The organism is Frigidibacter albus (genome assembly GCF_009908165.1).
GTDB lineage: Bacteria > Pseudomonadota > Alphaproteobacteria > Rhodobacterales > Rhodobacteraceae > Frigidibacter > Frigidibacter albus.
On sequence record NZ_JAAAUC010000011.1, the window covers coordinates 131,206 to 144,094 of the forward strand.

Genomic DNA, 12,889 nt, shown 5'->3' on the forward strand with positions numbered 1-12,889 from the left:
TGTTCCCCCGAGTTGACGCCCGCGCTGCCGCGCCGGTCAAGAATTTTTCCTGCGCGTCACCCCTGCCGTGCGGGTCCTACAGCGCCTTGCCAAGGTTCAGCCGCGCCGCCAGCGCCTCTGCCGCTTCCTTGCGCTCGGAGTAGCGGTTCACCAGCTCGCCGGCGCGGTCGCGGGTCAAGAGGGTGAACTTCACCAGCTCTTCCATCACATCCACGATCCTATCGTAATAGGGCGAGGGGCGCATGCGGTCATCCTCCCCGAACTCCTGATAGGCCTTGGCGACAGAGGACTGGTTGGGAATGGTGATCAGCCGCATCCAGCGCCCCAGCAGCCGCATCTGGTTGACCGCATTGAAGCTTTGCGAGCCGCCCGAGACCTGCATCACCGCCAGCGTCTTGCCTTGCGTCGGGCGCACGGCGCCAAGTGACAGCGGAATCCAGTCGATCTGGGTCTTCATCACGCCGGTCATCGCGCCGTGGCGTTCGGGTGAGGACCAGACCATCCCCTCGCACCACATCACCGCCTCGCGCAGTTCCTCGACCTTGGTGAGGTCGGCGCCGGGGTCATCGACCAGCGGCAGGCCGGCAGGGTTGAAGAAGCGCACCTCGGCGCCGAGGCGGGTGAGGATGCGGCCGGCCTCCTCGGCCGTCAGACGACTGAAGCTGCGGGGGCGGAGCGAGCCGTAGAGCAGCAGGATGCGCGGGGGGTGGGTGGAGAGTTTGGGGGTCAGCAGCGCCTCGCGGTCGATGCCGGGGAGGAGATGGGCGTCGAGCTGGGGGGTGTCGGTCATGGGGTGTCCTTCGTTGCGGGAAGGATAGGGCGGGGGGATTGGGGGCTGCAAGGGGGCGGGGTCATGGAAGGGGCGGGTCAGGGCGTCTGCTCTGAACCTCGTTCGGTGCTACGGCGGTAAAGGGCGCTGCCCAGAATTTCGGCCGTCGACGAAATTCTGATGTGACCGCCCTCCGGGGGCGGGCACATGTGCCCACCCGGGCGGTCCCCTCAGAATTTGGCACCCTTCGGTCCAGGTCGCACCCCCCTTGCCCTGCGGCTTGCGCCTTCGGGCAACCGACGCGGGTGACTTGCCACCGGCAAGTCACCTGATCGCGCCGGGAACAGTCCCTCCCGATCCCGCTTGCGGCTGGAACGACGGGGCGCATACTGGCGTTGGGCCCTGTTGCCCGCCCCGGAGGTGCCTGTTGAGATATCGGTTCGAACGCCTGTGGCGACAGCTCTCGGCCCCCTCTGCCCCGACAGAGCTGCCGCCCGAGCTGACCACCGAGATGACCGGGCGGCCGCTGCCGGTGATCTGGCTGCTGGGCAAGACCGGCGCGGGCAAGTCCACGCTGGTGCGGGCGCTGACCGGCCTGCCCGAGGTGGTGGTCGGCAACGGCTTTGCCCCCTGCACCCGCGCCTCGATGCAGTTCGATTTTCCGCAGGCCCATCCGCTGATGCGCTTCCTGGATACGCGCGGTCTGGGTGAGGCGGGCTATGACCCGGCCGATGATCTGGCGCTGTGCCAAAGGGCCTCGCATCTGATTCTTGTGGTCGCCCGGCTCGATGACCCGGTGCAGGGCGAGGTGGCCGATATGCTGGCCACGCTGCGCCGGCGGCAGGGCAAGCTCAGCGCATTGGTGGTGCATACCGGCGCCGACCTGCTGGGGGATGCGCAGGAACGATTTCGCGCCCGCGCCCGCACGCAGGCGCTGTTCGACAAGGCAGCGGGGGCGCCGCTGCGGCAGGTGGAGTTGTCGCTGCCGAACGTGGACCCGATCCCGGCCGAGGCGGTGCAGCCCCTCACCGCCTTGCTGGACGAGATGATGCCCGAGGTGGCGCTGGCCCTCGCGCGCGAGGAGTACCGGGCCGGGGAGCCGGCGCGCTGGGCCACCAACCGGGCCGAGGTGCTGTGGTATGCTGGTGCCGCTGGCACCGCAGACGTGGCGCCGGTGGTGGGCGCCGTCGCGGTGCCCGGGGTGCAGGCGGCGATGCTGCGGGCGCTGGCGGCGCGCTATGGCGTGGAATGGACGCGGGCGCGGTTCTACGAGTTCGCCGCCGCACTTGGGACCGGCGCGGCGCTGCGCTATGGCGCCAGCTATGGGCTGCGGCAGCTGGCCAAGCTGATCCCGGTCTTTGGCCAGACGGCGGGGGCGGCCGCCGCCGGCACGATCAGCTTTGCCGCCACCTATGCGCTTGGCCGCGCGGCGGCTGCCTATCTGCACGGAATCAGCGAGGGGCAGGCGGTGACGCCGGGGACCATCCGCACGCTTTACAAGGGCGCGCTGGCTCAGGGCCGCCATGACGCTTCCTGACCGGATCCGCCGCGCGCTGCTGCGATGGGACCGGCTGCTGGTGATCGCCACGTTGGCGCTGCCGATTGCCGTGACCAGCCTGCTGGGGTTCTTGTGGCTGGGCCAGCAAGGATACCTGCTGCATTTCGTCGGCGTGGCGGGCGTGTTCGGCGGCACCGTCACGCTGCTGCGGTGGATTGCACGGCGCCGCCGCCGCGCTCCGGTGACGGTGGGTGATCTGGCCGCCGACATGGCGGTCAGCGCCAATCCCGACTGGCTGCCACAAGAGGCCGCCGCCTTCGACCGCGCCCGGCGCAAGATCGAGGCCACCACCGCCACCGCCCAGCCATGGGAGGCGCTGCCGGACCTTGCGCTTGGCATCGTCGATGAGGTGGCGAAGGGCTTTGGCAGCCGCACCGCGCTCGACTTCACCCTGCCCGAGGCGCTGCTGCTGATCGAGCGCAGCGTGACCCGCTACCGCGCCCGGCTGCGCGCGCATGTGCCCTTTGCCGACACCGTGTCCTTGCAGACGCTGCACTGGCTGTGGCGCAACCGGGGCAACCTGTCTTCGGTGTCCAAAGCCGGTTGGTATGGCTACCGGGCGCTGCGGGTGATGCTGAACCCGGCGGTGGGCATCGCGCGTGAGGTGGAGCTGATCGTGTCGGGCGGCAATTCCGACTGGCTGAGCGATCAGATGATGGGGGTGCTGCAGGCGATCTTGCTGGAGGAGGTCGCCTATTCCGCGGTGGAGCTGTATTCCGGACGGCTGCGGTTCTCGGACGCGGAACTTCTGGCGATTGAACTGGAGCAGACCGAGGCCGACCAGGGCCGCATGGCCGAGGCGGATACCCCGCTGCGGGTGGTGTTCGTCGGCCAGATCAGCGCCGGGAAATCGACGCTGATCAATGCGCTGCTGGGGGATGACCGGGCCGAGACCGACATGGCCCCCACGACGCCGGGGCTGGTGACCTACGAGGCCGCGATCGGCGGCGTGCCCTGCCACTGGATCGACAGCCAAGGTATCGACGGATCGGCGGGCAGTCTGGAGGCGCTGCTGGCAGAGCTGCGCGAGGCGGACCTGATCGTCTGGGTGCTGCGCGCCAACCGCCCCGGGCGCGCTGCCGATCTGGAGCTGCTGCAGCGGTTCGAGGCGAGCTTTGCCGCCGAACCCGCGCGGCGGCGGCCCGAGATCATCGCGGTGGCCAGCTGCATCGACCAGCTGGCACCCGGCTGGCCCTACCCGGAAAACCGCCTGCCGGCCGAGTTGCAGCAGGTCTTTGCCGGGGCGGTGGCCGCCATCGCGGGGGACATGGGGGGCCTGAAGCCGCTGCCCGTCTGCGCGGTCAGCCCCGAGTGGAATATCGAGCCGCTGCGGACCGAGATGGAGGCGGGCCTTGGCCATGCCTTGCTGGTCCAGCGCAACCGGCGGCGGATGGCGGCGGGGCGAGGCAGCCGGTCGGTCAAGGAGGCGGCACGCAGCACCCGCGGGGTGCTGCAAGGCGCGGGCCGGCTTGGCAGCCGGCTGGCGCGGCGGGCATTCACCAGCAGCAAGACGCCGCCGGAGTAGGTTACGCCGCCACCCTCTGCGGCTCCTTCCCTTCGATCAGCATGAGCCCCACGCCAGACAGCACCAGCGCGCCGCCGATCAGTTGTGGGGGCGACAGCACCTCGCCCAGAAACAGCACCCCGCCAAGCACCGAGAACACCGGCAGCAACAGCAGGAACGGCGCCACCCGCCCGACCTCGTGCCGCACCAGCAGCGAGTTCCACAGGTAATAGCCAAGCGCGGTCATGATCAGCCCCAGATAGGCGACCGCCGCCCAGACATCGGGCCCGGCCCCGGCGATGGCGGCGGCCTGCCCGTCCTCGAACAGCAGCGAGGCCAGGAACAGTTGCGGCGTCGCCAGCACCGCGACCCAGGCGGTGATGACCCGCCCGCTGATGCCGCGCAGCTTGCGGATCATCACCTGCCCAAGCGCCCAGGAAAAGGCGCCGCCCATCATCATCGCCAGCGCCGCCCAGGCCCCGTCAAAGCGGATATTGCCGGCGATGAAGGCCACCCCGGCAAAGGCCAGCGCGATGCCGACCCAGTGGCGCGGCTTCGGCCTCTCGCCCAGCAGCAGCGCACCCAGCAGCACCAGGAACGGCACCTCCAGCTGGATCACCAGCGCGGCGATGCCCGCCGACAGCCGATGCACGCCGCTGAAGGTGAGGGAATACTGGATCGTGGCGCCGATCAGCGACACCGCCAGCAACCAGGGCAGGTTGCCCCGCCCCGGGCTGCGCAGGAAGACCGCCATGACCGCCGCCGTCACCGCAAAGCGGAAGGCCTGCAGCAGGATCGGCGGAAAATGCTCGGTCGCGCCCTTGGCGACGACAAATCCCATGCCCCAGATCAGCGCCACCAGCACCGCGCGGGCAATGTCGGCGGGCGGAAGGCGGGTCATGCCCCCTCGATCTCCACCGCGACCACGGCGACGCAATCGCCGGGCTTGACCAGCCCCGGGAAATGCCGGGCGGTGAAGAGGCCCGCCCGGCTTGTGCAAAGCTCTCGTGGCGGCAGGCCGGTGCGCCCGGTCGGCCAGATCCGGGCAATGGGCTGGCCCGCCTCCACCCGGTCGCCCAGATCGGCAAGAAACTGGATCAGCCCGGCATCCTCGGCGAAGGTGAAGCAATCGGCATCGGGCATATCCAGCCATTGCGTCGGCTGCGGCGCCACCTCGCCCTGCATCACGCCCGCGGCGATCAGCAGGTTGCGCGCGCCGCGGATGGCGATGGTGGCGGTGCGCCCGCAGGCGGTGCCGCCGCCGCCAAGTTCCGTGGTCACGAACAACTTGCCCATCTCCTCGGCGGCGGTGTCGTACATGCCCACCGCGTCGATCTCCAGCATCTTCACACTGTAGGGCGCGCCGAAGGCCCGCACCAGATCGAAGGCGCGGTCCTGCTGCATCTTGTCGGCCAGCACATGCGCGGCGCAGAAGGGCAGGAAATCCAGTGTCTTGCCGCCTGAATGGAAATCCAGCACCACATCGGCCATCGGCAGCAACACGCGCTGGAAGTAGTCGGCGATCTTTTCCGTAACCGTGCCATCCGGGCGGCCCGGAAAGCTGCGGTTCAGGTTGCCCCGGTCGATGGGCGAGGTGCGGGTGCCCGCGCCGAAGGCTGGCTGGTTCATCGCCGGGATGATGATGACGCGGCCCGTCACCTCCTCGGGGCGCAGGCTGTGCGCGAGGTCGAAGAGCGCGATCGGCCCCTCATATTCATCGCCATGATTGCCCCCGGTCAGCAGGGCGGTCGGCCCGATGCCATTGCGCACCACCGTCACCGGGATCATCACCGAGCCCCAGGCCGCATCGTCGCGGCTGTAGGGCAGGCGGAGGAAGCCATGGCTCACCCCCTCCGCATCGAAATCCACCGTCGCCGAAATCGGCGACGGGCGCACCATCTGCTGCAGCATCGGGTCAGTCCTTCACGAACAGCTTGCGCGGCACATCGGCAAAGCACTCGACCCCGGTTTCGGTGATCAGGATGCTTTCGGTGATCTCCAGCCCCATGTCTTCCAGCCACAGGCCGGTCATGAAGTGGAAGGTCATCCCCGGCTCCAGCACCGTCTTGTCGCCCGGCCGCAGGCTCATGGTGCGTTCGCCCCAGTCGGGCGGATAGCTGAGCCCGATGCCATAGCCGGTGCGGTTGTCCTTGAGGATCCCGTATTTCGCCAGCACGGCAAAGAAGGCATTGGCGATATCCTCGCAGGTATTCCCCGGTTTCGCGGCGGCAAGGCCGGCCTCCATCCCCTCCAGCGTCGCCTGTTCGGCATCGAGGAAGGCCTGCGTCGGCTTGCCCAGGAACACGGTGCGCGACAGCGGCACATGGTAGCGGTTGTAGCAGCCGGCGATTTCAAAGAACGTGCCCATGCCGCTTTGCATCGGCTTGTCATCCCAGGTCAGATGCGGGGCCGAGGCATCGCGGCCCGAAGGCAGCAGCGGCACGATGGCGGGGTAGTCGCCGCCGATGCCGTCGACGCCGCGGGTGCCCGCGTCATAGATCTCGGCTACCAGATCGCATTTGCGCATGCCGACCTCGACCTTGTCGAAGATGCGCTGGTGCATGCCTTCGACAATGCGGGCGGCGTTGCGCATATAGGCGATTTCCTGCGGCGACTTCACCGCGCGCTGCCAGTTCACCAGCGCCGTACAGTCGCTGAATCTGGCGTTCGGCAGGCCCTTCATGAGCGCGGCGAAGGCGGCGGCGGTGAACCAGTAATTGTCCATCTCCACCCCGATGCGCAGCTTGCCCCAGCCACGATCCGTCAGGATCTGGCTGAGCAGGTCCATCGGGTGCCGCTCGGTGCTCTGCACGTAATGGTCGGGGTAGCCGACGATGTTGTCGTGCTTGAGGTAAGCCGTCAGCTTCGCGCCATTGGCATCCTGCCCGCGGCCATACCACACCGGCTCGCCGGTCGGCGGCACCACCACGCATTGATGCACGTAGAAGGACCAGCCGTCATAGCCGGTCAGCCAGTTCATGTTGGACGGGTCGGTGATGATCAGCAGATCTACCCCCTTTGCCGCCATAGCCGCGCGGGTCTTGTCCAGCCGCGCGGCATATTCCGCCCGGTCGAACTTCAACGCAACCTCACCCATCTTTGTCTCCTTTGGGGCACGTGGCCCGGTTCACACCTTGAAACTTTGTCCTGCGCCAACAGCGCGGGCGCGGGTCAGCGCCAGTGCGGCGATGGCGGTATCCTGAATGCCGGTGCCGGTGAGGTCGGCGAGGGTGATCTGGGCCTGATCGCTGCGCCCCGGCACCAGCCCCGCCACCACCTGTCCCAGTTCGGGGTATCCCGCCCCCGCCTGCGCGAGGCCCGTGGCGATGGCATGGTGCAACTCCCCCAGCCGTTCCGTCTGCGACAGCCGGTCCGCGACATAGCGGGCGCGGGCGATCAGCGCCGGGTCCAGCTCATTCTTGTGCTCGGCATCCGAGCCCATCGCGGTGATGTGCTGGCCGGCAGTCACGGCGCCCGAGGGCAGGATCGGGGCGGTCGCCGGCGTCGTGGTCACGATCACATCCGCGCCCGTCACCGCCTCGGCCACCGATGCGGCCACCGTCACCGGGAACCCAAGCTGCAGCCGCGCCGCGAGTGCCGCCGCCTTGGCGCTGTCCCGCGCCCAGATCCGCGCGCCGGTCAGCGGCCGCACCAGCGCCAGCGCCCGCAGCTGCATCTCCGCCTGCATCCCGGCGCCGAGGATGGCGGCGGTGCGCGCATCCGCCCGCGCCAGATGCTTCGCCGCGACCGCCCCCGCCGCGGCGGTGCGCACGTCGGTCAGATAGCCATTGTCCAGCAGCAGCGCCTGCACGAGGCCGGTGCGGGCCGACAGCACCACCATCATGCCATTGGTGGAGGGCAGGCCAAGCGCGGGGTTGCCGAAGAAACCGGGGCTGATCTTGATGGCGAAACTGTCGATGCCCGACACATAGGCGGTCTTCACATCGACCTCGCCGCGGTGCTCGGGGATATCCAGCCGCAGGATCGGCGGCATCGCCACCGCCTGCGTCGCCAGCGCGGCGAAGGCGGATTCAATGCAGTCCACCGCAGCCATGTCCAGCGGCACCAGAGTGCGCAGGTCGGCCTCGGTCAGCAGCAGGATCGGATCCCTCATCCCTGAGCCCCCAACCCATCGGCCCCGTTCATCACCCGCAGATGCAGGTCCATATCCACATTGCCGCCCGACAGGATCACCGCCACCGGACCCTGCGCCGAGACCTTCCCGGCGAGGATCGCGCCGATGCCCACCGCCGCCCCGCCCTCGATCACCTGCCGAGCATGGCGGTAGGCGTGGCGCATCCCGGCGGCGATTTCCGCCTCGGTCAGCAGCACCACATCGTCCAGCAGCGCCTGGCACATGGCAAAGGTCAGCCGGTTCTGCAGCCCGATGCCGCCGCCGAGCGAATCCGCAAGGCTTGCCTCCTCGGCCACTTCCACCGGTCGGCCGCCGGCAAGGCTGGCCGCCATCGCCGCGCCCCGCTCCATCGTGATCCCGATCACCCGCACCTCGGGGCGCAGGCCCTTCACGGCCGCCGCGACCCCGGCTGCAAGCCCGCCGCCCGACAGTGGCACCAGCACCGTCGCCACATCCGGCAGGTCCTGCGCAATCTCCAGCCCCAGCGTGCCTTGCCCGGCGATCACGGCGGCATCGTCGAAGGGCGGCACCTCGGCCAGCCCGTCCATCGCCACGGCGCGGGCCACTTCGATCATCGCCTGATCCTGACTGATCCCGACAATCCGCACCTCGGCCCCCAGATCGCGGATCGCGGCGATCTTGTTGGCCGGCACCAGCCGCGACAGGCAGACCACCGCCCGCACCCCCTGCGCCCGCGCCGCATGGGCCAGCGCGCGGCCATGATTGCCGGTGGAGGCGGTGATGACCCCGCGCGCCAGCGCCTCGGGCGGCAGCGACAGCAGCGCATTGGTCGCGCCGCGCAGCTTGAAGGCGCCGGTCGCCTGCTGGTGTTCCATCTTCAGCCAGACCGGCACCCCAAGCAGCGCCGAGAGATGCGCATCCTGCTCCATCGGCGTGCGGCGCAGATGCGGGGCGATGCGCGCCGCGGCGGCGCGGATCTGGTCCAGCGTTACCGCCGCCGGGAGCCGGGGCAGGGCGGTCACGGCGCGCCCAACGGCAGGGTCATCAGATGCCCCGGCCCACCGCCCGCAATCTCGCAGATCCGCAGCACATTCCAGGCCGAGGCGTGGTTGGAGCTGAGCACCGGCACCCCCGTCGCCGCCTCCAGCCGGTCGATGATGCCGGCGGCGCGCACGGCGGTGCAGGACACGAACAGTGCCTCGGACCCCGGGGCCACGGCGGCGCGGGCGAACTCCACCAGATCGTCCAGCGCGATGCGGGCCATCTCGCGGTCATCCTCAAGTTCCAGGCAGGTGAAGCGGTCGAGCGCAAAGCCCTGCGATTCAAAATGCCGGGCCATCGGGGTGGAGGTTTCCATGTTGTAGGGCGTCAGCACCGAAATCCGCCGCGCCGACATCGCCCGCAGCCCGGCAATCGCCGCGGCAATCGGCGTGACCACGGGCACGCCCGGTTTCGCCGCCTGCACTGCCCGTTGCACATTGGCATCGCCGATCACGACCGAGGCAGAGGTGCAGCCGAAGACCAGCGCATCCAGCGCCTCGCCGGGCAGAATCAGTTCGGCCGCAGCCGTCAGCCCCGGCTCCATCGCCGCCAGCGTGACGGGCGTCACCGGGTTGGCATAGGGGATGCGGTTCACATGCACGGCGACCCCCGCGGGCCTCAGCACGCGGGCGAAATCCGGCTCGATGCTGTGGTCGGTCGCCAGCGCGATCAGCCCGATGCGATGCGGCATGGGGCGCGGGTCAAGCCGCGGCGCGCGCCCGGCGGTCAGGATTTCGATCATCGGCTTGCCTTTCGTCCATAACGCGCTTCCAGCAGGCTGATCAGCGCCACAGAGATCAGGCTTATCACCAGGAAGAACACGCCAACCATCGTCATCGGCTCCACATAACGGTAGCTGCTGTTGGCCACCGATTTCGCCTGATTCATCAACTCCAGCACGGTGATTGCCGACAGCAGCGGCGTTTCCTTGAACATGGCGATCAGGTAGTTCGCCAGCGCCGGGATCATCGGCGGCACCGCCTGCGGCAGCACCACATGGGCCCAAGTCTGCCGCATCGTCAGGTTCGTCGCCCGCGCCGCCTCCCATTGCCCGCGCGGCACCGCCTCGATCCCGCCGCGGTAAACTTCGGCGGCGTAGGTGGCGTAGTGCAGGCCGATGCCGATCACACCCGCCACCAGCGCCGGCAGGCGGATGCCGATATCGGGCAGCACGTAGAAGATCACGTAAAGCTGCACCAGCAGCGGCGTGCCGCGGATGAACTGCACCAGGACCGAGGTGCCCTGCGCCAGCGGTTTGATGCTGGACCGCCGAAGCACCGCAAAGACCAGCCCCAGCACCGCGGCGACGATGGCGCCCAGAACCGTGACCAGCAGCGTGATCTTCAGCCCCTGCAGCAGGGTCGGCATGATCTGCCAGACGAAGGCCCAGTCCCAGCTCATGTCCGCACCCCGTCCAGCCCGCGGGTGACGCGGCGTTCCAGCCAGCGCATCCCGGCGCCGATCAGCAGCGACATGGCGAAGTACAGCACGAGGATGGTGGCGAAGGGGATCAGCGTCGATCCGGTCTGCGCCCGCACCACCTGCGCCTGAAAGGTCATGTCCGAGAGCGAGATCAGCGACACGACAGCGGTGCCCTTCAAGAGCTCGATCGCATTGTTGCCGAAGGTCGGCAGCATCAGCGGCAGCGCCTGGGGCAAGATCACGTGGCGCATCCGCTGGAACCGGCTCAGGTTGACGGCAATGCACGCCTCAAACTGGTCGCGCGGCACCGACAGCACCGCGCCGCGCACCACCTCGGCCCCGTAGGCGCCGACGTTCAGGCCAAGCGCCAGCACCCCGGCCTGCAACGGGCTGAGGCTGACGCCGGCGAAAGGCAGCACGAAATACACCCAGAACAGCTGCACGAAGATCGAGGTGCCGCGGAAGAACTCCACATAGGCCCGCGCCAGCCAGCGCAGCGGGGCGAAGGGCGCCAGCCGCGCCAGCCCGGCGGTGAAGGCCATCACCAGCGCCAGCGCCGTACCCATGACCGTCAGCTGCGCCGTCACCAGCGCACCTTGCAAGATCAGCCCGATATATCCCGACCAGTCGCCCATGCACCCATCCCGTCAAAGGCCCCGCGCGCGCCATTCGCCCGCGCGGGGAAGCTGCTCACTCGCCGCAAAGCTCGGCGCGCGAGGTCGACATCGCGGCGGCTGCCGAGAATCCATAGGGCTCGATGATCGCCGCGAACTCGCCCGATTCCTTCATCGCCGCCAGTTCCACGTCGAAGGCGTCGCGCAGTGCCTCGTCACCCTTGCGGAAGGCGGCGCCGTCGCAATAGACCGGCGCGCCCACGACCGGGGCGAACATCTCGACGCTGTCATCGCCCGACTTGGCGATGAGGTCGGAGATCGACAGGACGGGGAGCGAATAGACGTCAAGCCGCCCGTCCTGCAGCATCTTCAGCCCCGATTGGCCGTCCGGCACCACGATCACCCGGTCGCGCGGCACGCCGGCTTCCAGCGCCAGCTTCTCCTCGGTGCCGCCACCCGGCGCGCCGATGGTCGCCTCGGGATCGGCGGCGATGTCTTCGTAGGAGGCAAAGCCCTTGGGGTTGCCGGCGGGCAGCAGGAAGGCTTCGGCATCGCACAGCACCGGCTCGGAATAGGCCACCGCGGCGCAGCGCTCGGGCTTCATGAACAGGCCAGCGGTGATCGCGTCATGGCGGCGGGCCTGCAGGCCCGGGATCATCGCGCCATATTCGCTGATCGAGGCGACAACCTCGGGCACGCCAAGGCGTTTGAACACCTCGCGCGCCACATCGGGGGCCGCGCCGGACACCGAACCATCGGCGGCCACGGCGGTGAAAGGCGGCTCGTTGGCGATGGCGATGCGGGCGAAGCCCTGTTCCTTCAGGTCGTCCAGCGTGTCGGCTTGCACGGGCGCGGCGATCAAAAGGCCGAGGGCCGAGGCGCTCATCAGGGCGGTAAAGCGGAATGTCATGAGATGTCCTCGCTGTTGATAGGGGTGGGCCATCTTGATGCGGCCCGTCTTTGAAAGGCAGGCCGGGGTCAGACCCGGTGGCCTGCCGCGATGATCTTGCGCAGGAAGGTCTGGGTGCGCTCGTGGCTGGGATTGGTGAAGATGCGGTCCGGCGGGCCCTGCTCGATGATGTGGCCGCGGTCGAAGAACAGCACCCGGTCGGCAAATTCATGAGCAAAGCCCATCTCATGCGTGACCAGCAGCATGGTCATGTCAGTCTCGTTGGCCAGCCGCTTCATCACCGCCAGCACCTCCTCGACCAGTTCGGGGTCGAGGGCCGAGGTGACCTCGTCGAACAGCATGATCCGCGGTTGCAGCGCCAGCGCCCGGGCAATCGCCACCCGCTGCTTTTGCCCGCCCGACAGTTGCGAGGGCATGGCGCGGGCCTTGTCGGCCAGCCCGACCATGTCCAGCAGGTCCATGCCGCGCTTTTCGGCCTCGGCCCGTGGCTCGCCCTTGGTCAGGATCGGGGCGAGGGTGATGTTGTCCAGCACACATTTATGCGGGAACAGGTTGAAGTGCTGGAACACCATGCCGATGTGGCGGCGCATCTTGTGCAGATGCGCCTCATCCGCCGGTACTTCGCGGCCCGCCTTCTGCATGTGGTAAAGCTGCTCGCCGCAGACCTCGATATGCCCGCCCGAGATATTCTCCAGCGTCATCAGGATGCGCAGGATCGTGGTCTTGCCCGACCCCGATGGCCCGATCAGCGCCAGCTTTTCGCCGGGCATCACGTCGAAGGACAGCCCATCCAGCACGGTCAGCGTGCCAAAGCTCTTGCGGATATTGTCGAAGCGGATGATCGGTTCGGCCACGCTGGTCCCTCGATGTCTCTGGCACACCTGCGGGCGCCTTCGGATCGGGGCACGATTGACTCGGCTTCAAATCATGTCAATTTATAAAATAGTATCATGACAATTTGGGTGGCGCCGCAGT

At 68.5% G+C, this 12,889-nt stretch carries 13 protein-coding genes; 2 read left to right on the forward strand and 11 right to left on the reverse strand.

Annotated features, from left to right (window positions below; all coding sequences use genetic code 11):
• Positions 1–76: 76 nt before the first annotated feature.
• The gene (arsH, locus tag GVY41_RS16510; RefSeq protein WP_161348158.1) at positions 77–790 is read right to left on the reverse strand and encodes an arsenical resistance protein ArsH; all 714 of its coding nucleotides are present in this window, start codon (positions 788–790) and stop codon (positions 77–79) included.
• A 406-nt stretch (positions 791–1,196) separates the two neighbouring features.
• On the opposite strand from arsH, the gene GVY41_RS16515 reads away from it, so the two are divergent.
• Both GVY41_RS16515 and GVY41_RS16520 read left to right on the forward strand, forming a co-directional pair.
• Positions 1,197–2,306, forward strand: a complete 1,110-nt coding sequence (locus tag GVY41_RS16515; protein ID WP_229726104.1) for a GTPase domain-containing protein — start codon at positions 1,197–1,199, stop codon at positions 2,304–2,306.
• Positions 2,293–3,852, forward strand: coding sequence for a GTPase (locus GVY41_RS16520; RefSeq protein ID WP_161348157.1), 1,560 nt, complete (start codon positions 2,293–2,295; stop codon positions 3,850–3,852). The genes GVY41_RS16515 and GVY41_RS16520 overlap by 14 nt, the downstream gene beginning before the upstream one ends.
• A 1-nt stretch (position 3,853) precedes the next feature.
• On the opposite strand, the gene GVY41_RS16525 is transcribed toward GVY41_RS16520, so the two are convergent.
• From GVY41_RS16525 to ehuA, 10 genes are all read right to left on the reverse strand, one after another.
• A complete protein-coding gene (locus GVY41_RS16525) occupies positions 3,854–4,732 on the reverse strand; it encodes a DMT family transporter (protein WP_161348156.1) in 879 nt (292 codons plus the stop codon).
• A complete protein-coding gene (gene doeB / locus GVY41_RS16530) occupies positions 4,729–5,742 on the reverse strand; it encodes a N(2)-acetyl-L-2,4-diaminobutanoate deacetylase DoeB (RefSeq protein ID WP_161348155.1) in 1,014 nt (337 codons plus the stop codon). The genes GVY41_RS16525 and doeB overlap by 4 nt, the downstream gene beginning before the upstream one ends.
• 4 nt (positions 5,743–5,746) lie before the next feature.
• A complete protein-coding gene (gene doeA, locus GVY41_RS16535; RefSeq protein ID WP_161348154.1) occupies positions 5,747–6,928 on the reverse strand; it encodes an ectoine hydrolase DoeA in 1,182 nt (393 codons plus the stop codon).
• Positions 6,929–6,958: 30 nt separating this feature from the next.
• A complete protein-coding gene (eutC, locus tag GVY41_RS16540) occupies positions 6,959–7,945 on the reverse strand; it encodes an ectoine utilization protein EutC (protein ID WP_161348153.1) in 987 nt (328 codons plus the stop codon).
• The gene (gene eutB, locus GVY41_RS16545) at positions 7,942–8,949 is read right to left on the reverse strand and encodes a hydroxyectoine utilization dehydratase EutB (RefSeq protein ID WP_161656918.1); all 1,008 of its coding nucleotides are present in this window, start codon (positions 8,947–8,949) and stop codon (positions 7,942–7,944) included. Before eutB ends, eutC begins: the two co-directional genes overlap by 4 nt.
• Positions 8,946–9,710 carry an ectoine utilization protein EutA gene (eutA, locus tag GVY41_RS16550; RefSeq protein ID WP_161348152.1) on the reverse strand — a complete coding sequence of 255 codons (765 nt, stop codon included), beginning with the start codon at positions 9,708–9,710 and terminating at the stop codon, positions 8,946–8,948. Before eutA ends, eutB begins: the two co-directional genes overlap by 4 nt.
• Positions 9,707–10,369, reverse strand: a complete 663-nt coding sequence (gene ehuD / locus GVY41_RS16555) for an ectoine/hydroxyectoine ABC transporter permease subunit EhuD (protein ID WP_161348151.1) — start codon at positions 10,367–10,369, stop codon at positions 9,707–9,709. Before ehuD ends, eutA begins: the two co-directional genes overlap by 4 nt.
• A complete protein-coding gene (gene ehuC, locus GVY41_RS16560) occupies positions 10,366–11,025 on the reverse strand; it encodes an ectoine/hydroxyectoine ABC transporter permease subunit EhuC (RefSeq protein WP_161348150.1) in 660 nt (219 codons plus the stop codon). Before ehuC ends, ehuD begins: the two co-directional genes overlap by 4 nt.
• Positions 11,026–11,080: 55 nt before the next feature.
• On the reverse strand, positions 11,081–11,914 hold the full coding sequence (gene ehuB / locus GVY41_RS16565) for an ectoine/hydroxyectoine ABC transporter substrate-binding protein EhuB (protein WP_161348149.1): 834 nt from the start codon (positions 11,912–11,914) through the stop codon (positions 11,081–11,083).
• 68 nt (positions 11,915–11,982) lie between these two features.
• Entirely contained in the window at positions 11,983–12,768 is a 786-nt protein-coding gene (gene ehuA, locus GVY41_RS16570) for an ectoine/hydroxyectoine ABC transporter ATP-binding protein EhuA (RefSeq protein ID WP_161348148.1), read from the reverse strand.
• Positions 12,769–12,889 lie beyond the last annotated feature (121 nt).